Raw genomic sequence first — 26,326 nt, forward strand, 5'->3', positions numbered from 1 at the left:
TTTATATTTCATCTACCTGTAATGCGCTACATACATGCCGAGAGCCCGACAGGGCTTCTGCGGTGTGTGGAATGCCCCTAAGAATAAACAGCGCGTCCCCGGGAGTCATATCGACAGGCACTGCATCCAGCCCCAATCGTACACGCTTTTCTCCGTCTAACTGAGTCCACAACACATCACGATCGTCGTAGTGCGGCCTAATTGTAGAGTGATCAGCCTCGGACATATACAGCGCCATGACAATGTCGCCAACCAGTCTTTCTGCCACGGTCCGCCGCAAACCATTGGCCTGCTCAGAAATTCTGTCAATACTGAGCACTATAAAACCATGGCCCTGTGCTCGCAGTTCGTGGAAACTTTGCAGCGAGTTGGGGTACGTTAAATGGCCGTTATGGTGTACCCCCAGGCGTCGCATGGTTACCAGCTCGTCAGTAAACAAATGTTCGTCGGCCAGGCTCTCTGTACATGCCTGCACAAAATCTGGTGCCAGCAGCGACTCAACAACACGTGGCTGACGCAACCGCTGTGCTTCGGCTAATATTTCAAGCCCACTCATCTTAAGAAACTGCTTTTCACTTGCTTCTGCACCCGTTATCTATTGACCATACTATTTAAACAATTCCGGGCAGTTTACAAAAACAGAAAACTCGCAAAATTCTGATAAAAAGTATGTCTGTTTTAACAACCTTATTGACCCCAAGAAGCATTACGAAGAGCACCGCTGACCGCCGGGCTGGGGTGCGACCCCTGCACTGTGTTGATGTCGGCGGAAATCAATGCTCAGCATTGGCTGAGGGTTTGGCCACGACTACAGCTATTGTTGCTTCCGCACTATCTTATCCATCGCCTTTCCGTTGGCTAACTCGTCGATTAGCTTGTCTAGATAGCGGATCTCCTGCATGGTTGGCTCTTTGATGTCTTCTACCCGGACACCGCAAATCACACCTTTGACCAAAGCCCGCGAAGGGTTGAGCCGGGGAGCTTCCGCAAAGAAAGTCTCTAGGTCTGTCTGTTTTTCCAGCTGGGCCTTGAGCGTCTTCTGGTCATATCCTGTCAGCCAATGGATGATTTCATCGACTTCTGTCTTGGTGCGTCCTTTTTTCTCTGCCTTGGCGATATAAAGGGGATAGACTCTTGCAAAACTTATCGTATAGATCCGGGGTTTTATCATGCTGCCTCTTGCTGCTGTCGCTTATTCTTTTTAGATTCGTTCAGCTGTACTGCCTGGAGGACGAGCTGCTTCAGCGCGGCCTCATCCACGGTGTCGCCATCGTGAAATTCGATGGCGCGATCTGTCCGGCTATTTAAGCGGGCGTTGAAGAGCTTGTTTGGGTCCTTCATATAGACACCTTTGAAAAACACCAGCTTCACATTGTCCTTGAAAGTTTCGGCTATGCACAGTATCCCGTCGTGGGACCACACGGGGAGTCCCTCGGGCCGAGAGGCCGTTTTCCATTTCACTTCTTCGGCCACGGTAGGGTCGGCTTGTTTAACCACGGCACGCAGCCGAGACAATATGTCACCCTTCCAGCCACCGTATGTTTTGATTATGTCGTCTATTTGCTGCGGGGCAGTTTTGTCTTCCATAGAGAGTTCCTTTCTATTCATCATAGTATAAGTCCTAGCTTTCTTGTGTACTTACGCAGGTGCGACCCATGGTAGGGGTCGCACCTGCGCGCGTCATTCGTGAGGAGGGGGGGTTGGCCTAGCCGGCAGCCTGGGCAGCAGCCTTGGCCCTTGGGCCATCCGGTAGCCACCGCACGTTGTCGACGTTGAGCTGGCTACCTCCCCTGGGGAAGAGCACTGTCAGTTCTCCGGTGTACGGGTTGTGGATGATCAGGCGCGGCAGACCGTCCACCATCTGGATGTTGACGTTGGGGATGTGCGGTGCGCCGATGTCCGGGCTGGGCAGGTCGGTGTTGCAGGTGTACTCCAGCGTTGTGTCCTCATCCCAACCACCGGTAGGGAGGAAGCCAGCACCCACACGCTGACCGACAGCCTTGGCACACCACTGCATGGTGATTTTCAGCAGGGCGCCATTCTTTTCGCCGGCCGGGACGAACTCCAGCGTGGCGATCTTGCCACGGTAGAGATAGCCTTCGTCACCGTTCTGTATCTCGACTTCGCCGCCTTCGAACAAACCGGCAAGCGCAACCAGGGCAGGATCCATGTGCAACTCCTCAGGTACGTAGCATTTTGTATGCTAGATGTGCAATGACCACCTGATTATAATCACCAACACTCTCTTGTTCTAGAAATTTCATAAGATTATTCATTTTTGGCAAAGAAAAAGAAACCAAGTGTACATATGCGAAAGGGTAGAGTGAGGGCGTCGCATCAACAGCGGCGTATGGTAAGAGCCCACACACCGCTGTTGTTCGTTTTGCCTACAAATAGCCGTCGCTCGAGCGATACCCTGCATTAGGGGGCGTGCCCAGGATTTCTAAGGTACGACGACATGATAGGTCCATGCTAATAGCTTTAGGCGCTGGGTTGGCGTAAGCAATCGTGGTGTCAAAGATACACATGTAGGAGCCGTCAATCTTTTGGTAAAACGCGTCAGGTGAATAGTCTTTGCCTTCGTAAGTACCCGCGACAAGGCTGGCAAAGGTAACTCCGTTCGAGCCGGCTTTATATCCCTGCTTTTCCAGGGCTGCCTCAAGTGCCTGCGCCTTCTGTATGGTTTCGTCCTTGTTGTCACTCAGCCTTGCATAGCTATGCGCGGACGCAGCGCACTCTACCTGAGTGCTGATAAATGACGCCGCAGTAACGTGGCAAGAACTAGCTTTTTCGAGGGCGTCCATACCAAATGTATGAAAGGGATTTGCAAGTTCTGCGTCTCGCTCGACTATCATTCGCTGCACCGGCTTAAGATAAAATACCCTGGCTACATTTGAAACGATAAATCCACGGCCCCATGTGGCGGCCATCAAAAGAATAAGGACAGCCAGTAGACCCCCACCCACAAGTAATTGCTTGTTTGATAATTTTGTTAACTTGTTCATTGTTGTTGCTCCTATGTTGTTCATATTTTCTTGGACGACGCTCAGCGGCAGTTCGCTACCTACGCGGATCCATACAGCAGCTCTTTCATACTTGCCATGCTGATCGTCGAGCATGTCTGTAAGGGTTTGCACCATCTGCTCGCCATATTCCTGCCTATAAGCTTTTGGATAAAGCCTGAGCAGGGCCCGATAAACCGGGAATGATGTTTGTCCTCTATGCATAGAGGTGTACGTTACTTAGTGCATGGCGTTTTTTTGCCAGCCGCACAACGTTTTCATAGTACTCTAGTTCGCTTTCGAGCGCTTTTGCACCAGCACCAGACAGTTTGTAGTACCGTCTGCGGCTATCGTTTGGACGCTTGACCTCCCGGATCAGTCCCTTGCTGCGTAGCTGCTTGATACTGGTATACAGTGCGCCGGGACCTAGTTTGATCTTGCCGTTACTATCCTCCTCTACTTGTTTGATAATTTCGTACCCATGACGCTCTTTGAGGCTAAGGGCCAAAAGAATACTAAAAGCCACTTGCGGTAGTTGGTTGTAGTCCTTGCTCATGGCCATATGCTACATCTAAATTAGATATATGTCAAACTTAGATATATAAGCGCATGCGAGGTTGGCGATTTATAATAGAAACGTAAACAAGGAGCATGTATGACAAAAATGACAATCGAAGTAATCTTTGTGCCCGTCACTGACGTTGACCGCGCCAAAGATTTTTATGTAGACAAGCTAGGCTTTCATGCCGACCATGACCAAAAAGTCAAAGAGGGCCTGCGCTTTGTGCAGCTTACCCCGCAGGGTTCGGCTTGCTCGATTGCAATTGGCGAAGGAATTACCGAGATGAAGCCCGGCAGCCAAGAGGGCATCATGATGGTTGTCGACGACGTCCGCAGCCTCAGGCAAGAGCTGAAAGAAAAAGACGTCGACATAACCGATATCGACAAACAGCCGTGGGGAACCTTTGCCTATTTCAAAGACCCTGACGGCAATGCATGGACGCTGCAAGAGCTGCCATACAAGCGAGACTAGCTTTTGGCGTCTTGCATGAGGCGCTGGATGTCTTCTGTCTTATTGTCCCATGCGGTCACGAGTCGTACTTCTTGCTTGGGAACGTCCCAGTCATAAAAGTGATGTCCAGCCGCGTGCAGTTTTTCCTTAAGCTCCGTAGGCATCACCAGAAACACTTGATTGGTCTGGAGCGCTTGCGTAAGACTCACTCCATCAATCTCGACCAGTGCATCAGCCAACTGCTTTGCAAGCGTGTTAGCATGCTCGGCATTTTTCCGCCACAAGTCATCAGTGAGGTACGGGATAAACTGCGCCGATACGTACCGCATTTTTGAACTCAGCTGAAGCAACTGCTTTTGAACTCGTGGGATGCTTTGTTCTGGCGCATTAAAAATTATGACTGCTTCGGCGTTCATGAGTCCATTCTTGGCACCTCCAAAACACAGAACATCAACACCTGCATCGCGGGTAGCAGTAACCAGATCACTATCTAGCGCTACAAGTGCATTCGGCAAACGGCAGCCATCCATATGCAAGTACATGTCATGTGAATGACACCAATCAGCAATAGCCTTTACTTCTTGGTTTGTGTAGAGCGTGCCGTATTCAGTACTCTGGGCAATGCTGACAACCTTGGGCAATGTTGAGTGGTAGCCCAGCTCCAGGCGAGCCTCGTACTCCGCGTGCAGATCTTCTACGCGCAACTTTCCGTCCGCCGTAGCTCGGCTGATGGCCCACATTAGCATCCTGCAGGGCTTGCATTACGGCTGGGTGTGCGGCAGAGAAGTTATCGCTGGCAAATGTAGTATTCATAAGATCTGAGACTCCTTAGTCTTTACTCGCTCTTTATATGCATCCATGAACTTGTTCCACATGGCTTCATCTACTTCGATCGAATCTTCTTGCAGAACTTTTTGTTTGTGGCGCTCGCTTTTGTAGCCAGGAACCCGCACTTCGCTGAATCCCTCCACTGGTTTGCTTGTCTCGATGTCTCGCGCTAGTTTGGTAGTTTGTGCCTTGAACTCATCGAGCGAACCAAAAGCCGCTGGGTCGATTGCAATCATAAAACAACCCATGTCCATTTCGTCTTTCTGAAGCAGCCCGCTCTTGGCGCCAACAAGTGCGCCGGTCAGAACTTCTAGAAGTAAGTTAATCGCATAGCCTCTGTGTTCCCCAAACGGGATAATACCGATTGCCTTGGCGGGATCCGTTGTCCAGTCACCATCCGCATCGACATAAGATTTTTCGGGCAATGTCTGGCCTTTTTCTTTGGCGATCTTGATACTGCCGTATGCGTACTGGGCAGTTGATGCGTCGAATACTATAGGCAAACCATTGGTGGGAATACCATATGCAAGCGGATTGGTACCCAGCAAGTCTTTGCTGCCACCATGTGGCAATACGCCCTGCGGGCCTCCTGCGGAAGACGTAAGCCCAACTAGATCTTCTGCCGCTATTGCACGCACAAACGCTTCGGGCATTACTTGATAGCCACCATTGTAAAAACCTAAGATAGCAATACCTTGTTCTTTTGCCATGCGACAAAGCTCGGGCACAAGCTCCATGGCTGCGAGCCCCAACGTACGTCCGTTGCAGTTAATAAGTTTAAGCGCTGGCTTATCAACCTCTATGGTGTGCTTTTTATCTTTCGACTTCTTTAGCCGTTCGATAGCTTCCTCAAAGCTCCACAATGCCGAGAAGTAATTGTCCCGAAGGTCTTCTTCTAAGTACAGCGAGGCTAGTGTATTCACATCCCATTCGGACGCGCCGCTTGTTGCTAGCAATGCCTTAAATTTTTTGGTCAATTCGGATACTGCGACTTTCACGAGACACTCCCTTGGTTTATTCCTTTTAGCTTAACCTCTGGTGTGTCTCAGTGCAATCGACCATCCGGCACCATAGATACTCGCCGATACTAAGAGCCAGATTTTAGAGACACCAGGGCTTGCTCTCACGTACGCAAAATGATACAACTTGTGGACTACAATCTAGGAGGGTTAGCAATGGTAACAGAGGTATTAAGTGATCCCGGTGCATACGCCAGCCGGGTAGAGGAAGGCGTGCCACTGAGGAGTTTGAGCGGCTGGTATGCGGCACCGTTTGTTGACCCGCTCATGGGAAAGAACGGGTCGGATGTGGTTATTCTGACGCAACCGGATCAAATTGATGCGGTATACGAGACTGCTGACCACACTCGCTCGCTAGATCCGACTTTTAACGGTTCGCTAGTAGCTAAGGGCATGATGCGATACGTGGGTCTACTAAAGCCCGTCACAATTACCGACAATACTGACCACCGCAGGGGTCGCAGAGAACTTGCCCGTGGCTTCAATACAGACCACATGAGAACAGTGGTGCGGGATGCAGCAGAAAAACACCTGCAAACGCAGTTGCAGGACGTTGACCCTGACGAAATCATCAACCTGAGGGGTCCCATGACCTCATATGTTGCTGATGTGGTAACGCAGGTTGTGGGGCTTTCGCCCAGAGCAGCGCGCACGCTGGGCCGCAATGCCGAAGCGTTCGGAGACATGACATGGGACACCCAAAAACATGCCAGCGGCGTAGTAAACCTGGGGCAAACCGCCCTTCAGTCTGCGATTGCCACCATGAGACACGGTTCAAGCCCCGACAGCATGATTGCAACCATGATAGACAAAGGTGTCCGGCGTGACCGCGTGATCACGCACGCCCTGACGGCTGCCAGCGGAGGCATGGCTACCCGCGACACGCTGACCAACCTAGTAGAGCTTATCCACTACCACGAAGAAGACGGAGCCGAAGCTTGGCAAGCCCTGGGCGACCCCGAGCAAAGCATGCAAGTGGTCGAAAGCCGGCTGCCTGATGCGTCGTCGCTGGTGGCATGGGTGGTACGGGGAGGCGAACCCGTAACTCTCGGCGGCATTGACTTTAAAAAGGGCCAAACTTTCTTAACCGTAACCGGCTCAGGCAATCAAGATCAAGAGCGGGCCCTCGAAGACAAGTACCCGTTTGGCAAAGGGCCTCATACTTGCATAGGATCACACCTGGGCCGTTTGGTTATAGCAACTGGCGCAGAGATACTAGCCACCACTTTTCCAAACATGACACGAGGTTCTGATGCCGCTCCAAAAGGTCGGGCCAACGCAGCCTTTCGCTGGCCAGAAGCATTGCCCGTAAAGCTAGGCGCCAAGGCGTAGCCACAAAGATAGTCACGGCGCTAGTGTAAGTATTGCTATATTTTAATGATTATTTAATAATATGCACCCAGACAGTAAACAAAGCGAGTAAAAGACAGAGATGGCCGCCGAGCTGCCAAGTCCACCAGAATCATCCCTGGATGACGTAACTGTGTTTATGCCCGTCGGTGGGCGGGGCACACGAGCACAAGAAGTTACCGGGAATGCCCCCAAGCATTTAATAAAACTTGGCAATGGTCAGGCCGTATTAGATATAGCATGTCGAGGTTTGCAGCGAGCTGGTTTCCGCAATTTTGTCTTTTGCGTGGGGTATCACAAGGATAAAATCAAAGACCATATTGCTTCAGAGACCTGGATCGACACTGAAGGAGTAGACTACAACTTTTCCGAAGAAGACGAAGAAGCGCTGATTGGACCCGAAAGAGCCGTCCTACGGGCAATAGGTACACTGGGGTTGGAAGGCAACGGCCTGATCGTTCCGGGTGACATGTTGCTACCATGGAAGGGCATAGCCGCAATGAGCAGGCGCCACGCCGAGCGAGGCACAGACATAACAATAGGCGTGACAAGTCACCCTGCGGCATACTCCGCACACTTTGGCAGATTGGTAGTAGACCACTCTGACAGACTTTTATGGTGCCGCGACAAACCAGCCACCGCAGCAGACACGTTGCCAGGTAGCAGAAATTTTACCAGTGCGACAGCACTAGCCATGGACACCAGCCGCTTTGTAGAGATATGCAATCGCCTGGAAGCACAGGCACCCATCCCAACGGGATCAGTAGATCTGCGTGACCGGTTGCTAGCAGCGGCCATTGGATCCCCCGAATTTACCATTGAGGCCTATGACACCAAGGGGTTGGTAATTGATATCGGAACAAAGGACACCATCCAACACGCCAAAGAAAATTGGGCGCAATATGTCTAACGACCCAAGTTAAGACTATTGCGCTGGGTCGGCAGGGGGCTCAGTCGGCGGTTCGGTGGGTGGTTCTGTAGGTTCTGGTGTTGCGGGAGGTGGTTCCTCTGGGGGTGGGGACGGTGGAGGCGTTGCGGGAGGTGTGACTTGTGGTGTAACTGGTTGAGCGGGCGGGGTGGGGGTGACCGGAGTACTGACAGGTGTACTTCTGGGTTGACGTGGGGCAGGCGCCGGGGCAGGAGACGTGCCGCTCGGGGCAGGCTGCTCGGCCGGATCCGGAGTAGTGGTCGTCGCTTGTGGCTGAGGCTCTTCTGTCTGCACGGACAATGTCTGCTGGCTATCCGAAGCTGTATTGCGCTTAGGCTGTTTGGTTGGCTTGGGGTCATCCGAAAACAGGGCAAACACGCCACCAACACCAGCCAGAAGTACCAGACACGCCGCACCACCCGCGAACCACAGTCGTCGATTGTTACCAGTGGCTTCAATCAGCGTGGGCACAGGATCACGGACATATTCCCTCTGACCTATGGCATGTTTCTGGCCATGCACATGATACGCTTCACCCAGCCTCAGCCCTCGTACCATCTGTATGTTTTGGCTGAGACACAGCTGCAGATCATCTGCAGTTTTAAAGACAAGCTGAATATAATCGTGGCCGGGCCGATACCTCCGGCTCACCAAAACACCCTTGAACTCTTTTATATGATCCGCTGCTGCGTGCATGCACCCCTCTTTGGCCTTTATCATACTATTTACGAAGGTGTTTGAGCAATTGCGATTGATGCTGTATATAAAATAGCCATGCCCGACACGGGTAACATTGAGATAGCAGTAAGTCTCCGTATTGCTATACTGGTAACGACTTTAGTACAAGGAGATGCTCTATGGGAGAGATAGTAAAATACCGTACGTTTACGGTATACGACGGACAGTCTATGCAACTTGATGGAACGTTGAGTACTGACAAACGTGATACGCCGCTAGATATCTGGAGTACAGGCGACGGGGATGTTCCGGCCGACACGGCCGAACAAGCACGTGCAGCCTGGGAAAAGGGCGAAGTACTTGTGACAAATTACGGCAATGTTAACTCTCTTGTTGTTCCAGTCGAGCCACTGACCCTCGTAGCTGTCGAACAGGCTATCCGACGCTTCCGCCCAGACGCCACCACCGTTGATCTATCAGACCTTCAGCAAGACATGGAGTAGGCAGAACCAACGACCTATTCAGGCTGCTGTAAGCATAAGCCTCATTGCCGACTTAGCTATTTGGACTTATAGTTAGGCCATGAATAAAACACCTTTAGACCAACGTGGAGTTGGCCATATAGTAATGATTGTTGGGATAGTAGTGGTTGCGGTGATTGGGTTGGCAGGTTACCGGGTCCTAACCAATAAAAAGACTGCCTCCACAGACAATAAGCAAGCAGAGACCAGCCAAGCTAGCACAGCTACTGCTTGGTCGACGGATTCGACTATCACATGGGAGGCAACTGGCCAGGGCTCATGGATATCTTTGCCCTACGACGCCAAGGTGCCGGCCTGTCCTGATCCTTTGCAACTAGAACTGCCAACCACCGACATAAGCAAGGCCACTTCTCTGCTGTATCCAGGCCAAACCAGGAGCGGCACGTTTGAGGGCAAGGGCGGTAACTACAAGCCACATGGTGGGTTTCGGTTCGACAAGAATGCAGACAACACTATTGCGGTTGTCATGCCCTTTAATGGATCAGTCTTCCGGGGCAATCGCGTTTTGGTAGATGGCGAAATCCAATACAGTTTTGACATAGCCAATGCCTGCGGCATGATGATCAGGCTGGGGCACTTGCGCGACCTGACGCCAGAATTCCAGGCTATTGCCGATAAGTTTGCGCCTGCCACAGAGGGGGATTCCAGAACCACAAAAGTCACTCCACTCGTACCGTTCAAGACTGGCGACAAGATCGCCACAGCTGTCGGGTTCAGGAACACCAAGAACGTAGGCTTTGACTACGGCGTGTACAACCTGCGCGAAGACAATGAGGCTTCCAAAGATGCCGCCTACAAAGCTGCACACGCTGACACTGCCGAGCTATCGTTCCATGCCTTGTGTTGGCTTGACTTGCTCAACCCTAAAGATAAAAACGCCGTAAAGGCACTGCCCGCCGCCGACCAACTAAGCGGCAAGAAGAGTGATTACTGTAAATAGGCCGAAGCCAGATAGGCGTTCTGTTATGTGTCTCTGTGAAGGAAATCAACAATCCGGTCGAAGGCTTTCTGGCCGTCAGTAGTATCCAGATTGAACTGGTACTCATGCGGTAGCCCTGGCTGGTGGTCGGACGCATAGAACAGACTGTCAACCGTAACACCCAGTGACTCTAATTTATCGGCGAGCGGTTTTGATTGGGCGTCAGTCAGGGGGTCGTCATTGCCTCCTGTTATAAACGTTGCCGGAAAATCTTTTGTGACGTGGTAATAGGGCGACATCTGCCTGATACGTGGGCTGCCGAAGTCATGCGTACCGGCATACGACCACACTGTCACGTCGTCGCCCCAGCCGACAATCTTGGGCAGGGTGGGGGTGGGGTTAGCCAAGCCTTCCATTTTGTAGATGCCGCAGTTAAGTACCACTCCTCGTAGCTGTGATGCCTTGAGCGCTGGCGTTAAGCCTACTTCTTGCGCATACGCAGGGTTTGTAATGAGCGTCGCCATCTGCGCAGATAGTTGCGCACCAGCCGAGTCACCTGCCAAATAAATTTTGGTAGTGTCTACATAAAACCGTTCGGCGTTTTCCTGAATATACTTATGTGCCTGGTTGAGCTGGTGAATCTGCGTGGGGTAGGATCGCCCAGGTGCCAGCGAATAATTGAGCGATACAACAGTAAAGCCCTTGCTTGCCAAAAGCCGAAAATACGGCTCTGTGTTGGTTTTGTCACCAGACAGCCAGCCACCCCCATGTGTCCACACGACTGTTGGCAAGTGCGCACCGTTGACAGTTTTGACGGGGTAGTACACGTCCAGATAGGCGGCTTTGTCTGAACGGCTATATTGTTGGTCTGCTAGCTTAGATATGCCCGGTGGTGCGTGTTTCTGAAGCGCCTGTTTGGTTTTGGCGCCACCATCATCGAATACCGCACGAATCACGAGGGCACCAGGCCATGGACTCAGCCGAAAAGCCAAAAGCACTGACACGGCCAGCACCAGAAAACCGCCCGCCCCCCAACGCACACCGGCACGACGATAGAATGGTATTTTTGGAGTAGCGTGTTTTTTTGTTTTTTGTGTCATGAATCTATAATCTTTGATACATAAATACTACCCGTAAGTGTATCATGTTGGGCTGCCTATCTTCTTCGATTAAGCCTTTGCGTTACTGTATTTTTTATTTGGGTCACGTGCTGTAGACTACATTTTAATGTCCACATTTAGCCAGAATAGGGAACAACTTGAGCGGTACAATAGTTCTGAAGAGTTCCTTTTTGTAGGCGCACGAACAAGCAATATAGAAACGCTCGTGCCACGCACGCCCAGTACCATGGCTAGACTGGAAAATGGAGAAATGCTGCCCCCGACCAAGGCTGTATTTGCAACTGAACATCTAGACGTAGCTATCTTTGCTGCTGCCGTCTGGAGCCGAGACGGCTGGTCTGGCTGGCATACCTATGACGATGACCAACGTATACCCCACGAGTTCTACGCAGCGCCTGTGGTACTTCGCGATGCACTGCTAGGAGACGGCGGCAGCGTATACGTGGTAGAAAAAAACGCACTTCGAACCCTACCCACTACTAGGCCAATATACTTCGGAGCAAGAAGTCAAACCCGTACGGGAGTATTCAGTCACCATTCACGACATGCGCTGGCATATTGTAAACTCCGTATACCTCAGGCCACTTGGTCCCGATCGCAATACGTCTGGTTTTGGTCCCCGGCCAGAGGGCCCGGGTATTAACATCGACCTTGAATTATTAAATATACCGGACCGCGACCCACGCGAGCGACTGCGCGAACGGCTGGCCAAGATAGGCTTTACTAATGCGAGCGATTACTGGTCCTCGTTCGATAGTTAGGAAAATTAATAAAGTATGCCGCCCCCTCCTGTCACTCACAACAACAGACGTAGACAACTCTCTCAACTTAAGCCTAAGGCCAGGTAATGGGCTTTTTGATCCTTTGGCAGGCGTTCTATGGCGTTGCGCAAAAGGGGACGAGGCATAGACTTAGCATGTTTATCTAGAAAACTTAGTAACTTTTTGGGGTCATGTTTGCCAGCTTCACGTAACACCCAGCCCGCGGCTTTTTGGGTAAGGGTTTCTTTTTCGTTTACCAGCAATTCGGCAATTTTAAAAGCGTCTTCCACATCGTCCTGCTTCATAATGAAATAAAAGGTTGCCACTGCGGCCGTGCGCCGCTGGTTCATATCCTTGGAGCGCGCCAATTTATATAGGATGTCGCGGGGCTTATCAGACAAGTAGCCACCAACAACATAGATAGCACTGCGATCCACCAGGTCCCAGGTATTAATAAGGTCGTGACGTTCTATGTATAGGTCGAACAGCTCTTTCTTGCGCTCGGACGAAGTCTTTTTGCTGCGCGCCTGAAAATCCATGATGCTCACCGCGCCAACCCGAGCTTCATGGGCTGGACTGGCAAGCAGCTTTTTTACCTCAGTCAGTGACATATCTATGTTTTCCTTGGCAAGCGCAAAGATGCTGCCCATGCGTATACCCGCTGGAGTACGAAGAGATTCTAAGCTATCTATGAATTGTACAGCCGTTACTGACGTGGACATGCCTTCATTATATCCTAGGCCTCTCCGCACCCCGACATCCTATCTGAACCATAGGGTATAATGACGTCTATGAAGAAGCGTGTGAGGACCATGCGGCGGGCAATTCGAGTAATTCCGCTGCCTATAATTATCTTGGCGGCTGGTGCACTAGTGGCAGGAGCTATCCTGCTGGCACCAAAACCAAAGGCCACCAGCACTACAAGTCAGCAGCCTGTTCCCACACTGGCAGATGTCAGTAATTGCAGTACGTCACAGAACCAGTTCAAGTGTTTTGCCGATTATTTCACAGCCAAAACCAAGGCAACCGAGGCACTGGAGGCTATCAAAGACCTGAAGCAACTATACGAAACCGATGCCTTTGTGAAGAGCCAGTGCCACCAGTTCACCCATGCCATCGGCCACGAGGCGTATTACAAATACGGCACGCTCGCCGGTGCATACACAAAAGGAGATAGCTTCTGCTGGTCAGGCTACTACCACGGCATCACCGAGCAAGCAATTGGCGAACTTGGGCCCGAACGCATGCGCAAAGAAGCCAACCAAGTCTGCGAGGAATTAGCAAAGAAGCAGAAATATTCGTTCGACCACTATAACTGTGCACATGGCCTAGGCCACGGCTTTATGACTGTCGAAAGTTTTGATTTATTCAAGGCACTCAAGACCTGCGACTTACTGCGTGACGAATGGGAGAGAAAGTCATGCTACGGTGGTGTCTTTATGGAGAACGTCATGGTGGCCGTCCGCGAAAGCGGTCAGAGCAAATACCTGCGACCCGCAGAACCCATGTACCCATGCACTGCTGTCGAAAAGGTCTATAAAGAGCAGTGCTATCTCATGCAAACTTCCTACGCCCTGCAACAAACCAGTTATGATTTTGGCCGGGTAGCCAAACTGTGCCAGGACCTGCCTGACACCGACTTTGTTTCTACCTGCTACCAAAGCCTGGGCCGCGATGCCTCGGGGAGCACCGTGAGTGACATCCCTAAGACAAAAGAAAACTGCGAGAAAGCGCTTGATGGCGTGGGGCTCGAGCCCTGTGTACTGGGCGCAGTCAGAGACTTTATATCCTTCCATCACAGCGACACCCAGGCCAAAGAACTCTGCAATGCATTCGACCAAGCTCTTGCCGCGCGTTGCCTAGAAGAAGTAAAAACGTATTATGCAACATTCTAATCAGGAGACCCCATGCCCAAGTCACGTAAACTTACCCTTGCCAGTAGTATTGTTGCGGTTGCCCTCATTGGCGGGGCAGTATACTTGCGAGCTAGCTCGGCACAGCAGCATCCCCAGACCAAGGCCACAACGACTACTACCGAGAAAAAGCCTGAGCCAAAGGCCTTTACCCCACAAGAGCTGGCAGCCAACGACGGCAAGCAAGACCACAAGTGTTACGTCGCCATAGAGGGCAAGGTCTACGAGATAGATCAGGGTCGCCTTTGGAAAAACGGTGAACATGTGACCTCCCAAGGGCAAGCTCATTGTGGCCTGGATCTTACCGAAGCTATAAAGAAATCACCCCACGGAAAGTCTAAGCTACAAGGCCTGAGTGAAATTGGCACCTTGCAACATAAAAAATAGCCTCAACCAGCAAGGACATGGTGTACCGGCTATCAATGCCCTGACGGACGTCTGTTATTTTAGGTAAATTTAACTTTTTATAATTATTTAACGATAAGTTAACGATATATTTTAAGGTGAACCACCCCTGTAATCAGCATTACAGCACCCTGGAGTGCGGTTTGCAGGTGATTAACTGATCTAAAATGTATCTTTCTAGTATTTGATTTAAGTAGTAGGATGGATATGTCAGAGAGAGACATATCACTTTAGTATTCTAAAAATATTCTTTGGGGGTTTGGGATGATAGGAAAAACATTTAGTCTAACCGAAGCGGGCATGCATAAACTACAGCAGCAGCACGTAAATCTTTTGTCAAACCGAGAGCGTATTTTAGAAGACCTAAAAACGGCACGCGGATTTGGTGACCTAAACGAAAACTCCGAATATCTTTCGGCCAGACTGGCATTGGAGCGAGTTCAAAGCCAGCTCGATGAGGTTGAAAACATCATTAAGAACGCTCAGATCATAAGCCAATCGATCACTGCCAAGCAGGTGAGCGTGGGGTCTGTAATTGGGTTGCGGCAGGGGGATGGCAGGCTTAAACAACTGCAACTCGTGAGCACTATCGAGGCCGACCCTCTGAATAACAAGATCTCTGACGAGTCTCCGCTGGGTCAAGCGCTGCTGGGTAAGGTTCATGGCGACGAAGTAACCATCCAGACGCCTGCTGCAGCTACCGCCTACACAATAGTCAGTATTGCCTAAAAATGTACGCTATACTTACACCGTAAACCACTATAGGGGGTGGTGCACTACTGTTCCTATGCGAGTCATCATGGCTCGCTCGTTTAATTACCTTAACTTGCTTCAACATGAAAAAGACTAACTTACTGGCCCAGCGCCAGTACCACAGGTTTATAGTATTCTATCGCCAACACACAGGCAGTGATTGGCAGCATTTTTTGGTCAATAGCTCTATGCTTGCGACAGCCCTGGCGTTCTTGGTAGTAATGCTAGTGTACGGTGTAGTGTTTTTGACAACCGGCAGCTCTTATGCCGGGGCAAGGGCTTTGGACTTTGGCGCGGCAAAAGTTGTGGTGACAGTTCTTTATATACTAGACAGCAAAAAGCGTATTAGTTTTGGTGGACCGGCATTGATTATATTCTATCTCTTATTTGTAATAGCGCTGGTGGCCCATGCCGGGATAGATGCTGCCGTTCTGTTGGCATTGTTTGCAGTCACGCTGCTAACCGGGCTGTTATACGGCCTATGGTGCTCGTTGGTGCCTGCCTCTGTCGGAGGGATAGTCCTGTTAATATGCTTTGCCGTCAAGCTACAGGACGCGGTGTACTTGGCACAAGCGAACCATCAGCCGACCAACTTGGGTACACTGCTGCTACACATAGTAGGGTTTTATGTCACTGGCTTGCTGGCAGGGGCCTGGCATGACCACTACATAAAGCGGCCGAGCAACCTGCGGGCGCCTCAGGCAGGCTCAATCGGCCTGCCCACTTTATTCACACACGACCTGACTATCGACGCACGCAAGCGTCATGTCAGGCGAGGCAATACCACCATCGCCCTGCGCCGTAAGGAGTACGATATTTTAGAATATCTGGTTACGAACAAGGGACAGGTCATGACCAAAACTATGATCTTTGAAAGTATATGGAGCAAGGGCTCGCAGCCTGACAGTCTGGGCGTGCATATCAAACATCTGCGCGACAAGGTCGACAAACCATTTGACGTACAACTCATAGAAACTCTGCACGGGGTTGGATATGTTGCCAAAGACTTGCCGCACTACGCCAAGAGCAAGCCAAGAAAGGCGCTTAGACCGTAGGGTACTTTTGGGAACCTTCTGTTTCTAGTAGTACGTCTTCTTTTTGGTCCTCGGGCTTGAGGATTTGATCGACCATGCGATCAAGCGCATCGTTAGTCAGGTTAGCTTTTACGACATAGCCCTCGATACCTTGCTGGCGCAGACCAGCCGGTGCGTCAGCCTCGTTGAGGTTGGAAATAATCAGGACCTTGATTTTCTTGCCCCACTCACTGGCTCGAATAGCAGCCAGGATTTGATCGCCAGCAATCTTTGGCACCATCAAGTCCAAGAGCACCAGCTGGGGTAGCTCCTTTTTTATGACCACCAGGGCTTCCTGGCCGTCATAGGCCACAAAACATTGGTAGCCCATGGCTTCTAGGCGCACTTTGTAAATTTCTGCCAGTTCGGCCTTGTCCTCGACAATAACAACCTTTAGGGTCTGTAGGTTTTCATTCATGACCTCATTTTAGTCCACGCAAGGTGGTTTTGCTACGCAAGCACTTAGAAGCTGCCTACGTCTAACACTTCACCCAACAAAACCGCTGGGGGCACAGTACTAATCCGTCGAGCGGTGGGCTCAGACAAATCAACCCCATCTATGATGGTGGTGAGCTGTTCGCCGCCCCGTTGGTTGAGCAAGTCAATAGCGCGGTTGTGACGATTGAGCAGGTCGGTGCATTCGCGCTTTGCAAGCTCGTCTGGTCCCATGACTAGCAGCTCTTTCACAGCCCGAGCCTCACGTAGAAGCATGGCATCATACAAGCCACGTTGATCGGGCGGCTTAGCCGCTGCAGCCAACATACTGGTACGCCACCGAGGCTCGTGACGATCCGTGCCTCTGTCTAGCCGCGGTCGATTATGCACGGCCCAGTGTATCAGCACCCCAAACCGAGAGGGTAGGCAATGCCGCAGCGCAAACTGATCTGGTCCCATGGTGGAAACTTCCGGATCCTCGCGCACTTTGCCAAAAGCGCTGTGAATGGCCTCCATCTCTTCCCAAGTGGTGCTAGATGTTTCGCCAATCTTTACACCACAGACTTTTTCGTAACGATCTTCTATCTGCTGGCGGGTGGGCAGCTCAAAGTCAGGGTCGCTCAACAAGCGCACAGCATCGGTCTGCGCCAGCCACCAGAAATGATAGACACCCGCTACTTGTCCAGCGATGTTTGCGGGCGACTTGGTATGGTGCTTGGGCAGCTCATCTGTGCGTACCGCCGCCACAATGTCCTGAGAACCGATGACCTCGTAATCGGGATAGATACCTCGGGCTAACAGCTCCATGGCGCCCAGCACCTGGGCATTGAACTGGTCGTACTGCCGGCCGCTAGACACAACGAAGGATCCGGCCAGCAGCTCCTTCATGTACCCCCAATACTCATGGTCAAATATTTCGTTATCCTCGCAGCCCTCTGGCCGAGGAAACGCATCGCCGTACTGATAACCTCCTGGACCTGTTGTGAGTTTGTCTTGTGGGGCATGCAAATACTCCCCCTGCGCATTCTCTGTTGTCATAAACCGCCCTTTTAAGCGAAATAAAAAACGGCCAAACCGCAATGGTCGTTTACTTCGCAATTTTAATTAATGCCCAAAAATTGTAACAAAAAGCCGCCCAAGCACAAACAGTTTAGTAACCACTACTTTCGAAATTGCAAAAGTACTGGTTACTGGGCTGCCTCATATCTTTGTCTGTATCACTCCTAGGGAGTGAGTCAAAGGTAGAGGCAGCCCGTGGCTAGGGGGTGGATGAGTGGCGGCTGTTCGGGTCGCAGTTGGGATAGTCGTCGAAGACGTCTTGCTCGTCCGTGAACGGATGGCTGCCGCCGAGATCCTCGTAGCGAGTCGTGAAGGCACCGTTGTCGAACTTGTAGCGCACGATGTACATGCAGTCCTCGCCGAAGTGGCCGTCGAAGAAGTTCCCAGTAGGAACAATTCGAGTAGCCTCATAGCCACGAGCTTCGGCCAGCGCGGTGACCTGGTCTCTTTCTGCGGCGTGCATATCGGCAACGTGCAGCTCGACGGGGAGCCAGACGAGGAAGCAAAACGACAGCGCAGCGCAGACGCCCAACGCCACCGTCGGTGCCGTGGTGCGGCCGTCGAAGACGATGCACAGCAGGCACGCAACCGCCAAGACGACTGTCGTGACAATGCCGATCCACAACCAGCCGGCATGAAAAGCCGAATAATCGCTCAGTAGGGCACTGAGCATTGTTCTCACCTCCAGGGGTGTGGTTCTGTCAAAGAACTAATGTAGATTATACAGTGAAAATCAATACTTGTCAATAGCTCCACCTCTGTTTGACTAAGGGATATGCGTGCCAAGTAGGCCATCGCCAGGGGGTATGTACAGACTGCTCGCACAGTAGCGGTCGTTGTAGTGTTGCAAAGTTGTCTCTGGCGTATCGAGTGCTAGCGGACCGTTTATTCCCATAACCGCTAAAAGCTCACCGCCAAGCTCAATTGCGCTGTGGGCAACGACCAGACCAATAGGAGCCTCGTCCCTTTCGTGCGCAGCCACCACGACATGGCTCCCGGACGGCGTATGTGTATCGTAGGCATACTTATGCGAAATAGGCTCCGCATAACTCTTTAGCTGGTAGGCATCTGCAGACGACCAATACTCGAGCGCAATATCGCCTCGAATCCATCCCGCAAAACTATGACAGTTCTGGGTGTCTTTTTGTGTGAATGGCTCAACCCGATTCCTGCCAAAGTAGTTCATCATTCGTCGAGCCATGTGACCCTCTACCATGAATTCGCGTATCTCCGTGTCCGCAGGATTGTAGGAAAGCTCCGAAGGCTGAAAGCGACCCTTTTCCCACAGTTCCGTTTCGCCTAGTGCCATACCAACCACATGATTGAAAGCGACAGTACGTGGTGCGCGATCACCCCGAATCCACTTATTAGGATGAGTAAAGAACGTCATATTTTCAACCGCCATAAAGAAACCCCATCCTTTAATTTTTGACAGCAAAAATAGTCGCCCCGCGTGTGGAACGCACCTAAGCCAAAAATAAATCCCTGTTAATTAACAGGGATTAAAAATCATATTTCGCAGAAATACCCATACATTAGACCATGACCAACTTTGGGTAGTCGTTAAAATTCTCTCAAGTTTTTGACTTTTTAAAATTTGCGCTTAAATTGCGTCACTGCGATGCAAATTGGCAACAGCTCGTTCTACAATAATTTCGTTCATAACATCGCCAGGAGACTTACCTTCGTTACGAGCCCGCTTAAAGATCTGTGCAGCCGTACTACTAATACGCTGCTCCCATGCACGCTCATAGCCGTCTGGGTTCCAGCCGACTTCAGCAGAAGCAACCTGACCATACTTGTGCATGGTTTCCGCCCAACCATAACCAGAGGCCGTTACGCCGCCAGCACTCCCTATGTCACTTCCAACAGTAAACACGCCCGCTTGGCGAGCAAGCTCCGCAGCTCCGGGTGTGGTGGGAATATTGGCAATCTGCAGCTCAATCAGTGGGGTAGCACCATAACCCCTCCAGCTACCGGCAACTGCTTCTGTCACCAGCTGCTCGCCCGCGGCAGGGACAACCGCCAGCGCCGGCAAGTGCCAGGCTTCGTCGGCAGACACCAATTCTAAGCCACTACCGGTAGGAAGAGTGGATTCTTTGCCTTCTTCGTTTGTCAGATAACCTTGATTAACCAGATCTGTCACTTCAGCTGGGTCGACAAAACCCTTTCTGTCACGAGCACGGACCGCCCATTGATATTCAATAACCGCCTTTAAGCGCGCATTTGGTGCCGTGAAGCGCAAGGTTTCGCCAAACGGCCGGCCGGCGTTTCCCCAGCCCTGCAGAATAATGCCGCCTAACACACCGCCATCTTGCATAACGGCACGCATGGCCACATCATCCATGGCCTGCACCTCAAGGGCCCGAGCTAATATAAGTCCGCCGCCGCGGCCCGTCGCTGGGTTGCGGAATACTGGGTTGCCGCCATAATCCTCGGACGCACCAGTTACGCAAGCTTCCGGCACGCTAAAACCATTCTGCCGAAAGGCACGGACCATAATATCCATCTCGCGGTTGCCAGTTCTTTTGTCCGGGGCGCCCACGCCACCACCCACCCACGGGTCATAGGTATGTGCCAGAGCATGCAGCGTAACCGCTGCCTCATATTCCTCTGGGCTCATATCACGGCTGTCGGCATCGTAGCCACCTTTACCGCCGGCAAAATACATATCGTCATCGGCCACCGGAAACAGCAAGTTTTTGGTACCCATCTTGATGGCTTTCGTCTTAATACCGGCGCCGGTGACATCCCGGCCAGCCTGAATACCACCCTTGGGTGGTCGAGGCCGTCTGGCGACATCTGTCGTATCAAGCACTGGACGCGTGACATAGCGATAAGACGTGACGGTGTGGTCACCCACCACAAACTGCTGCTCCGCGACTGCATCGTTGACGGTATCTAATGCGGCAACCACCACATCTGCGGAAACATCAAGCCGCTGGCCTGCTTCTATATAAGGCTGGAACACTGCGTCAGGTGTGCTGCGTTGTTCGGGATTTTCAGTAGAACCGTTGCTCATGTATTTTTGTCTCCGCACATTTTAGGGTTAAAAAAACAGAACAGCCTTTTTGCCACCCGAGCTGGTTGCTAGTAATGGTTTCTCTGACTGGTCTGACTGCATAGCCAGGGTGACTTGTATCGCCCTGGCTATAACATACGCTATTGTCTATTCAATGCAAGGGGAAGTATGTAAACCCATACCACCTCCTTAAACACGGTGGTGGTTTCATGGATGTAAAAAAGTTTACATTGAGTCCTAAATTTCAGTGCTAAAATCAGGGTCTTAAGGGGAAATCATGGGTCTATTGCAGCATGTCAAAAAGAGCGAGTTCATACGACACAACGCTATCTACTTCGTTGGCTCGCTAACTATTGGCGCCCTGAACTACCTGTACTACCCCGTTGTGGGACGTTTGCTGCAACCCAGTGCCTTCGGCGAAGTCCAGACTTTGGTGTCACTGTTTCTGCAAATTGGCATATTTATGACCGTACTAGGGATGCTGACCATAAACATCATCACCAATTACCAGAGTAGCCAGCAGCGAAACCGAGTCATCACCGAATTGGAAAAACTATCGCTGCTGATAGGCATAGTCTTTTTTGCAGCAGCCACCTTGGGTCGATCCTGGCTGCAGCAGTACTTTCAGTTCCAGTCGTCCTGGCCGTTTGTCGTCCTGGCGTTGGCAATAGTAGTAACTATTCCGTATGCCTTCAGAAGTGGCTACCTGGTGGGTAAAAAGTTGTTTGGGTTGAATGCCTGGGCAGGCATTAGCGGGGCAGGCAGTAAGCTCATCTTTTCTTTTATATTGGTAGCCGTAGGCCTGGGTACTACTGGCGCTCTGGCAGGGATATTAGTGGCCCAAGCCCTGATGTTTACGGTGACTGGCTATTTTGCGCTACGGCATGGGTTTCATGAATCTTTTCGGCTATCCGTGCGACCACCCGACATGCAGCTTATTCGGCCAGAGTTAAAGTATGCAGGCCTTGTACTATTGGGTTCGCTGGCGATTACCATTATGTACAGCATCGATATCGTGGTGGTAAAGCACTATTTTGACGCCCATACCGCTGGCCTGTATGCCGGGGTAGCCACTGCAGCCCGAATTATATTCTTTCTGACCGCTTCTGTAGCCCAAGTACTCATGCCCTCTATAAAGTTAAGCCAACCGCCAGCCAAGAACAGGCAGGTATTAAAAAGATCCTTTGGGCTTGTAACGCTCATTGGGGGTGCCACATTGGCAATTTTTTATATGGCGCCAGAATTTATTGTGAGTGTTCTGATGGGTAGCACTTACTCTGTCTATGCCTCACTGCTACCACGGCTCAGTATTGCCGTGTTTGTGATATCGCTGTTGAATTTGCTGATGGCTTACTGCTTGGCCCTGCGGCGCTACGGTGCCGGCATAGTAGCCATTTTGGGTGTGGTCCTAACTTATGGTTTGATGCTTGCGCATCACCAGAGTTTAGAGGCCGTTGTGAGTAGTTTATTGTACGGGTCCCTGGCCGTGGGCGTGGCATTCGCCCTGTGGTTGATGTGGACCGAAAATAAGTCGTCACTAACTGAAAGGGGGTACAAGTGACGAAAGCACTAATATCAATCATCATTCCGATGTATAACGAGGCCGAGAATGCCCGACCTATCTACCATGCGATTACCAAGGTCTTCAAAAAAATTCCGTACGATCTGGAATTACTTTTTGTAGACGATGGCAGCAAAGACCAAACGGTAGACCATTTAATTGACCTGGCAGACAAAGATCCGCGCGTTAAGCCGGTAGAACTGGCCAGAAACTTTGGAAAAGAGATCGCTCTATCAGCCGGCTTACACGCCGCCGAGGGCGAGATGGCAATCATGCTCGATGCTGATTTGCAGCATCCACCAGAACTTATTCCCCAGTTCATAGAGAAATGGGAGGAGGGCGCCGACTTGGTTATTGGCGTTCGCAAGGACTACAAGGCATCGTGGTTCAAACGCGCTTGCTCCAATATGTTTTACTTTTTCATCAACAAAATTTCTGACACTGACCTCATCCCGCATGCAACCGATTTTCGCCTGGTGGATCGCCAGGTCATTGACTCGTTCAATTTATTTACCGAGCGCAACCGAATAACCCGTGGGTTGTTTGACTGGCTTGGCTACAAACGTAATTTCATTTACTTCGATACCCAGGAGCGCCAAAACGGGCAGGCGACATATAGCTTTCGCAAACTGTTAGAGCTTGGCACCAATAGCCTGGTAGGGCACAGCAAATTTCCGCTTCGCTTTGCTGGATACGTTGGAATGCTGATCATGCTGGTATCGATTCCGTTGGGGCTGTTTGTTTTCTTGGACCGATATGTCCTGATGAATCCCTTTGGTTTTGACTTTAGCGGCTCGGCTATTTTGGCTGTCATCAATCTATTTTTGTCAGGTGTGGTACTGAGCTGCCTCGGGCTTACGTCGTTGTACCTCGCAAATATGCATACCGAGGTGGTCAATCGTCCGCTATACGTCAAGCGCCCTGAAACACGCGCACCTATCATCGAACCTTTTGAGAAAGGAAAATCCCATGAAGATACTTTGGCTGACCTGGAAGGACATGAAACATCCCGCAGCAGGCGGCGCCGAGGTGGTCTCATCGGAGCTCGGCAAACGCCTAGCCGCCGATGGACATGAGCTGGTTTTCATCACCAGTGCGGTAGCTGGCAGACCAGCCCGGGAAGAAGCGGATGGCTATCGCATAATCCGCATGGGCGGACGCTATAGCGTGTACTGGAAAGCATTTCGGTACATCCGCGCGCACCTGAGTGATTGGCCAGACGTAGTCATAGAAGAGGTCAATACCATTCCGTTCTTCAGCCGCTTTTACCTTAAAAAACCACGGTATCTTTTCTTCCATATGTTGTGTCGCAAGATTTGGTTTTACCAAATGGTCTTTCCGCTCAGTTGGCTGGGATACGTGCTAGAGCCAGTGTATTTACGGATTTTGGGTAACGACCCAGTCATCACCGTTTCTGATAGCACCAAGCAAGACCTGATGCGCCACGGTTTTGATAACGTCCATGTGGCCGTTATTTCAGAAGGCATCCAACTGGACCCAGTAGTAGACATTGGCGCGCTTCAAAAATTTGACGCACCCACTGTGGTGTCGCTTGGCAGCTTACGCTCCATGAAACGCACCATGCATCAAATAGAAGCGTTCGAGATTGCCAAAAAATCCATACCAAATTTGCAGCTCAAAATAGCCGGCAGCAGTGACGACGCCTATGGGCAAAAGATCCTGAAGCGCATCACGTTCAGCCCTTACGCTCAGGACATTCGGTACCTGGGCAGAATCAATGACCAGCAAAAGCGCGAGCTTATGCAGAAAAGTCATGTGATAACCGTCACGTCCGTGAAGGAAGGGTGGGGATTGATTGTTACCGAGGCTGCCAGCCAAGGCACGCCAGCCGTGGTATACGATGTAGATGGCCTGCGTGACAGCGTACAGCACGGCCGCACAGGCCTGGTAACCCCCGAGGCTCCCGAATACTTAGCCGAGGGGCTGGTAAGCCTGCTGCGCGACGCCACCGCCTATACAAGCTTTCAGAAACAGGCTCATGATTGGAGCCGACAGATCACATTTGAGCATTCATATAGGGACTTCAAGGAGGCCGTTTCACTATGACAAAGCCGTTAGTGTCGGTTGTTGTGCCGACAAAAAACTCATCACAAACATTGGCCATTTGTTTGCAATCACTAGCCAAGCAATCATACCAACCCATAGAAATCATTGTGGTAGATAACTATTCAGAAGACGACACCATCGAGATTGCCGAGCGGTACGCTACCAAAGTTTTCGTACGCGGGCCAGAGCGTTGCGCCCAACGAAACTATGGCGCCAGCAAGGCAGCAGGTGAGTATGTGGTGATGATCGACTCTGACATGAAGCTGGAAAGCGATGTAATTGCTGCCTGCGTCAAGCAAGCAGAAGACGATCCAGATACTGCCGGTATTGTCATTCCGGAAGAATCATATGGCATTGGCTTTTGGGCAAAGTGCAAACAACTAGAGCGCAGTTTTTACCAGGGCGTGCCCTGGATGGAAGCGGCTCGATTTTTCAGCCGTGAAGCGTTCGAGAAAGTCAGTGGCTACGACGAAAATTTGCTGAGCGGGGAAGATTGGGACTTGTCACAACGTGTGGCAGAGATTGGCACTATTGGCCGCGTTACGCAGCTGATTCACCACAACGAAGGTCACCTTCGCCTAGGCAGAACTCTTAGCAAAAAAGTGTACTACGCCCGTCAGTTCAAAAAGTATATGAGCACGTCGACCAGCCACAACACCAAGAGCCAGACGGGCATCATTAAACGCTATGCCTTGTTCTTCCGTCATCCCGTCAAACTGTTTACTCATCCGTTGCTTGGCCTCGGCATGTTGACCATGAAGACTCTCGAGTTTGCCATAGGCGGATTCGCCTTTTTAACCACCTCAAAGGAAAACTAATGTCAGCCACCACAGACTTTTTTGAAAATGCCGATTTAGAGCGCGCCATCCTCGTAGGCTACTATGGCGGGGGCAACTACGGAGACGAGCTACTGCTGGAAATCATTCAGAACATGCTGAAGCCAAAAGACTACAAACAGATCCAAGTTGCTTTCCAAAATCCTGAGCAATTTGGTGCCTATCATCATAACTTTGGCCACAAAGTTATTGCCATGAATAAGCCTGTCCAGTTTTTGCGGGGGCTGACCACTAGCCGTAGTATCGTAGTTGGCGGCGGCGGATTGTGGGGCATGGATGTCAACACAAACATCGTAGGCCTCAGCCTGCTGCTATTTTTGAGTCGGTATATACTTTTCAAAAAAGTCTACTTACTAGGCGTTGGCTACTACGGCTCAACAAGTAAAGCAGGAAGGTTCGCAGCATGGCTGGTGGGAAAAGCCGCAAACCTTGTTATTGCTCGCGACGCTGAGTCATTGCAGCAGTTTGGCAAACTCACCAAGCATGTGGTGCAAGACAAAGACTTGGCGTGGTTAGCTAAAGATCTGGACCTCTCCGCATACGAGGCAGAGGCTCAAGCAATCGATCAAAAATTGGGTGTTACCGGCAAGTCACTACTGGTAACGCTGCGCCACTTTCGTGGCAGCCTCGCTGACCAGTATCATCAGCAGATCGGAAACTTCCTGGCTAACAATGCGGATAAATCAATTATCATCGCCTTACTACAAACGGCCGAAAGCTATCCTGAAGGTAGTCGGCTCATCCAGTCATGGCAGCAGATGTACCCTAACGTGCGTGTGTTATCAGGAACACTGAATCCTCTGGCGTTCTTTGTGTTCATGCAAAGACGTCGCCATGACATCGGCCTGGTGGCGCCGCAATTCCACGCTATTCTAACTGCTAGCTTAAACGACATTCCATTCCTGCCCGTGGCCTACGACAACAAAGTGTTTGAGCTATTCGACCAACTCGGCGTTCCGCAAGGTATCCATGTACAGAACCTCGTGCCCAGTGACCTCCAGTTGTTTGCTGACGCATTCTACGCCGAGGGGAGGGCTTAAGG

The 26,326-nt window shown here is 51.1% G+C and carries 31 protein-coding genes; 16 read left to right on the forward strand and 15 right to left on the reverse strand.

What is annotated here, in order from left to right; genetic code table 11:
* Position 1: 1 nt before the first annotated feature.
* The 6 genes from VK694_05945 to VK694_05970 all read right to left on the reverse strand — a co-directional run bounded on the left by VK694_05945 (position 2) and on the right by VK694_05970 (position 3,558).
* A complete protein-coding gene (locus tag VK694_05945) occupies positions 2 to 556 on the reverse strand; it encodes a cupin domain-containing protein (protein HTE58258.1) in 555 nt (184 codons plus the stop codon).
* A 258-nt stretch (positions 557 to 814) separates the two neighbouring features.
* On the reverse strand, positions 815 to 1,171 hold the full coding sequence (locus VK694_05950) for a DUF2200 domain-containing protein (GenBank protein HTE58259.1): 357 nt from the start codon (positions 1,169 to 1,171) through the stop codon (positions 815 to 817).
* On the reverse strand, positions 1,168 to 1,611 hold the full coding sequence (locus tag VK694_05955) for a DUF1801 domain-containing protein (protein HTE58260.1): 444 nt from the start codon (positions 1,609 to 1,611) through the stop codon (positions 1,168 to 1,170). Before VK694_05955 ends, VK694_05950 begins: the two co-directional genes overlap by 4 nt.
* Before the next feature lie 94 nt (positions 1,612 to 1,705).
* A complete protein-coding gene (locus VK694_05960; GenBank protein HTE58261.1) occupies positions 1,706 to 2,170 on the reverse strand; it encodes a hypothetical protein in 465 nt (154 codons plus the stop codon).
* Positions 2,171 to 2,387: 217 nt separating this feature from the next.
* A complete protein-coding gene (locus VK694_05965) occupies positions 2,388 to 3,227 on the reverse strand; it encodes a hypothetical protein (GenBank protein ID HTE58262.1) in 840 nt (279 codons plus the stop codon).
* Positions 3,220 to 3,558 (reverse strand): PadR family transcriptional regulator, encoded by a 339-nt coding sequence (locus VK694_05970; GenBank protein HTE58263.1) that lies wholly within the window; start codon positions 3,556 to 3,558, stop codon positions 3,220 to 3,222. The genes VK694_05965 and VK694_05970 overlap by 8 nt, the downstream gene beginning before the upstream one ends.
* Positions 3,559 to 3,657: 99 nt before the next feature.
* Here VK694_05970 and VK694_05975 point away from each other — a divergent pair, with 99 nt between their 5' ends.
* Positions 3,658 to 4,035 carry a glyoxalase superfamily protein gene (locus tag VK694_05975; GenBank protein ID HTE58264.1) on the forward strand — a complete coding sequence of 126 codons (378 nt, stop codon included), beginning with the start codon at positions 3,658 to 3,660 and terminating at the stop codon, positions 4,033 to 4,035.
* Here the strand turns inward: VK694_05975 and VK694_05980 are convergent.
* Both VK694_05980 and VK694_05985 read right to left on the reverse strand, forming a co-directional pair.
* Positions 4,032 to 4,754, reverse strand: coding sequence for a beta-eliminating lyase-related protein (locus VK694_05980; GenBank protein ID HTE58265.1), 723 nt, complete (start codon positions 4,752 to 4,754; stop codon positions 4,032 to 4,034). The genes VK694_05975 and VK694_05980 overlap by 4 nt on opposite strands.
* 69 nt (positions 4,755 to 4,823) lie before the next feature.
* Positions 4,824 to 5,840: an Ldh family oxidoreductase gene (locus VK694_05985; GenBank protein HTE58266.1), complete on the reverse strand. Its 1,017-nt coding sequence runs from the start codon at positions 5,838 to 5,840 to the stop codon at positions 4,824 to 4,826.
* A gap of 177 nt (positions 5,841 to 6,017) precedes the next feature.
* On the opposite strand from VK694_05985, the gene VK694_05990 reads away from it, so the two are divergent.
* Together VK694_05990 and VK694_05995 are read left to right on the forward strand one after the other, a co-directional pair.
* Positions 6,018 to 7,193 carry a cytochrome P450 gene (locus tag VK694_05990; GenBank protein HTE58267.1) on the forward strand — a complete coding sequence of 392 codons (1,176 nt, stop codon included), beginning with the start codon at positions 6,018 to 6,020 and terminating at the stop codon, positions 7,191 to 7,193.
* Between the two features lie 100 nt (positions 7,194 to 7,293).
* Positions 7,294 to 8,121, forward strand: a complete 828-nt coding sequence (locus tag VK694_05995; protein ID HTE58268.1) for an NDP-sugar synthase — start codon at positions 7,294 to 7,296, stop codon at positions 8,119 to 8,121.
* A 15-nt stretch (positions 8,122 to 8,136) separates the two neighbouring features.
* On the opposite strand, the gene VK694_06000 is transcribed toward VK694_05995, so the two are convergent.
* Positions 8,137 to 8,835: a hypothetical protein gene (locus VK694_06000; protein ID HTE58269.1), complete on the reverse strand. Its 699-nt coding sequence runs from the start codon at positions 8,833 to 8,835 to the stop codon at positions 8,137 to 8,139.
* Between the two features lie 161 nt (positions 8,836 to 8,996).
* Here VK694_06000 and VK694_06005 point away from each other — a divergent pair, with 161 nt between their 5' ends.
* The gene (locus tag VK694_06005) at positions 8,997 to 9,320 is read left to right on the forward strand and encodes a hypothetical protein (GenBank protein HTE58270.1); all 324 of its coding nucleotides are present in this window, start codon (positions 8,997 to 8,999) and stop codon (positions 9,318 to 9,320) included.
* 79 nt (positions 9,321 to 9,399) lie between these two features.
* Entirely contained in the window at positions 9,400 to 10,299 is a 900-nt protein-coding gene (locus VK694_06010; GenBank protein ID HTE58271.1) for a hypothetical protein, read from the forward strand.
* Positions 10,300 to 10,322: 23 nt separating this feature from the next.
* On the opposite strand, the gene VK694_06015 is transcribed toward VK694_06010, so the two are convergent.
* Positions 10,323 to 11,378, reverse strand: a complete 1,056-nt coding sequence (locus tag VK694_06015; protein HTE58272.1) for an alpha/beta hydrolase — start codon at positions 11,376 to 11,378, stop codon at positions 10,323 to 10,325.
* 566 nt (positions 11,379 to 11,944) lie between these two features.
* On the opposite strand from VK694_06015, the gene VK694_06020 reads away from it, so the two are divergent.
* Positions 11,945 to 12,160, forward strand: a complete 216-nt coding sequence (locus VK694_06020; protein ID HTE58273.1) for a hypothetical protein — start codon at positions 11,945 to 11,947, stop codon at positions 12,158 to 12,160.
* A 62-nt stretch (positions 12,161 to 12,222) separates the two neighbouring features.
* Here VK694_06020 and VK694_06025 read toward each other — a convergent pair whose 3' ends face one another.
* Positions 12,223 to 12,882 (reverse strand): DNA alkylation repair protein, encoded by a 660-nt coding sequence (locus tag VK694_06025; GenBank protein ID HTE58274.1) that lies wholly within the window; start codon positions 12,880 to 12,882, stop codon positions 12,223 to 12,225.
* A gap of 69 nt (positions 12,883 to 12,951) precedes the next feature.
* On the opposite strand from VK694_06025, the gene VK694_06030 reads away from it, so the two are divergent.
* The 4 genes from VK694_06030 to VK694_06045 all read left to right on the forward strand — a co-directional run bounded on the left by VK694_06030 (position 12,952) and on the right by VK694_06045 (position 16,286).
* Entirely contained in the window at positions 12,952 to 14,055 is a 1,104-nt protein-coding gene (locus tag VK694_06030; protein ID HTE58275.1) for a hypothetical protein, read from the forward strand.
* A gap of 12 nt (positions 14,056 to 14,067) precedes the next feature.
* The gene (locus tag VK694_06035) at positions 14,068 to 14,460 is read left to right on the forward strand and encodes a cytochrome b5 domain-containing protein (GenBank protein HTE58276.1); all 393 of its coding nucleotides are present in this window, start codon (positions 14,068 to 14,070) and stop codon (positions 14,458 to 14,460) included.
* Between the two features lie 282 nt (positions 14,461 to 14,742).
* Positions 14,743 to 15,207: a GreA/GreB family elongation factor gene (locus tag VK694_06040; protein ID HTE58277.1), complete on the forward strand. Its 465-nt coding sequence runs from the start codon at positions 14,743 to 14,745 to the stop codon at positions 15,205 to 15,207.
* Between the two features lie 107 nt (positions 15,208 to 15,314).
* A complete protein-coding gene (locus VK694_06045) occupies positions 15,315 to 16,286 on the forward strand; it encodes a winged helix-turn-helix domain-containing protein (GenBank protein HTE58278.1) in 972 nt (323 codons plus the stop codon).
* Here the strand turns inward: VK694_06045 and VK694_06050 are convergent.
* Together VK694_06050 and VK694_06055 are read right to left on the reverse strand one after the other, a co-directional pair.
* Complete coding sequence (locus VK694_06050) at positions 16,276 to 16,722, reverse strand: response regulator (GenBank protein HTE58279.1); 447 nt, start codon at positions 16,720 to 16,722, stop codon at positions 16,276 to 16,278. The genes VK694_06045 and VK694_06050 overlap by 11 nt on opposite strands.
* Positions 16,723 to 16,766: 44 nt before the next feature.
* On the reverse strand, positions 16,767 to 17,777 hold the full coding sequence (locus tag VK694_06055) for a hypothetical protein (protein ID HTE58280.1): 1,011 nt from the start codon (positions 17,775 to 17,777) through the stop codon (positions 16,767 to 16,769).
* Between the two features lie 235 nt (positions 17,778 to 18,012).
* Here VK694_06055 and VK694_06060 point away from each other — a divergent pair, with 235 nt between their 5' ends.
* Positions 18,013 to 18,459: a hypothetical protein gene (locus VK694_06060; protein HTE58281.1), complete on the forward strand. Its 447-nt coding sequence runs from the start codon at positions 18,013 to 18,015 to the stop codon at positions 18,457 to 18,459.
* Positions 18,460 to 18,564: 105 nt separating this feature from the next.
* On the opposite strand, the gene VK694_06065 is transcribed toward VK694_06060, so the two are convergent.
* Positions 18,565 to 19,203 carry a hypothetical protein gene (locus VK694_06065; protein HTE58282.1) on the reverse strand — a complete coding sequence of 213 codons (639 nt, stop codon included), beginning with the start codon at positions 19,201 to 19,203 and terminating at the stop codon, positions 18,565 to 18,567.
* A 198-nt stretch (positions 19,204 to 19,401) separates the two neighbouring features.
* The gene (locus VK694_06070; GenBank protein HTE58283.1) at positions 19,402 to 20,820 is read right to left on the reverse strand and encodes a Glu/Leu/Phe/Val dehydrogenase dimerization domain-containing protein; all 1,419 of its coding nucleotides are present in this window, start codon (positions 20,818 to 20,820) and stop codon (positions 19,402 to 19,404) included.
* Positions 20,821 to 21,097: 277 nt separating this feature from the next.
* Here VK694_06070 and VK694_06075 point away from each other — a divergent pair, with 277 nt between their 5' ends.
* From VK694_06075 to VK694_06095, 5 genes are read left to right on the forward strand one after another with little or no spacing between them, the layout of a single operon-like run.
* Complete coding sequence (locus tag VK694_06075; GenBank protein ID HTE58284.1) at positions 21,098 to 22,381, forward strand: oligosaccharide flippase family protein; 1,284 nt, start codon at positions 21,098 to 21,100, stop codon at positions 22,379 to 22,381.
* Positions 22,378 to 23,457 carry a glycosyltransferase family 2 protein gene (locus VK694_06080; protein HTE58285.1) on the forward strand — a complete coding sequence of 360 codons (1,080 nt, stop codon included), beginning with the start codon at positions 22,378 to 22,380 and terminating at the stop codon, positions 23,455 to 23,457. Before VK694_06075 ends, VK694_06080 begins: the two co-directional genes overlap by 4 nt.
* Positions 23,351 to 24,448, forward strand: coding sequence for a glycosyltransferase family 4 protein (locus VK694_06085; protein HTE58286.1), 1,098 nt, complete (start codon positions 23,351 to 23,353; stop codon positions 24,446 to 24,448). The genes VK694_06080 and VK694_06085 overlap by 107 nt, the downstream gene beginning before the upstream one ends.
* Positions 24,445 to 25,266 carry a glycosyltransferase family A protein gene (locus VK694_06090; GenBank protein HTE58287.1) on the forward strand — a complete coding sequence of 274 codons (822 nt, stop codon included), beginning with the start codon at positions 24,445 to 24,447 and terminating at the stop codon, positions 25,264 to 25,266. Before VK694_06085 ends, VK694_06090 begins: the two co-directional genes overlap by 4 nt.
* On the forward strand, positions 25,266 to 26,324 hold the full coding sequence (locus tag VK694_06095; GenBank protein HTE58288.1) for a polysaccharide pyruvyl transferase family protein: 1,059 nt from the start codon (positions 25,266 to 25,268) through the stop codon (positions 26,322 to 26,324). The genes VK694_06090 and VK694_06095 overlap by 1 nt, the downstream gene beginning before the upstream one ends.
* The last annotated feature ends 2 nt before the right edge of the window (positions 26,325 to 26,326 follow it).

This window comes from Verrucomicrobiia bacterium (assembly GCA_035489575.1).
Classification (GTDB): domain Bacteria; phylum Patescibacteriota; class Saccharimonadia; order Saccharimonadales; family JAGQNK01; genus DATHJY01.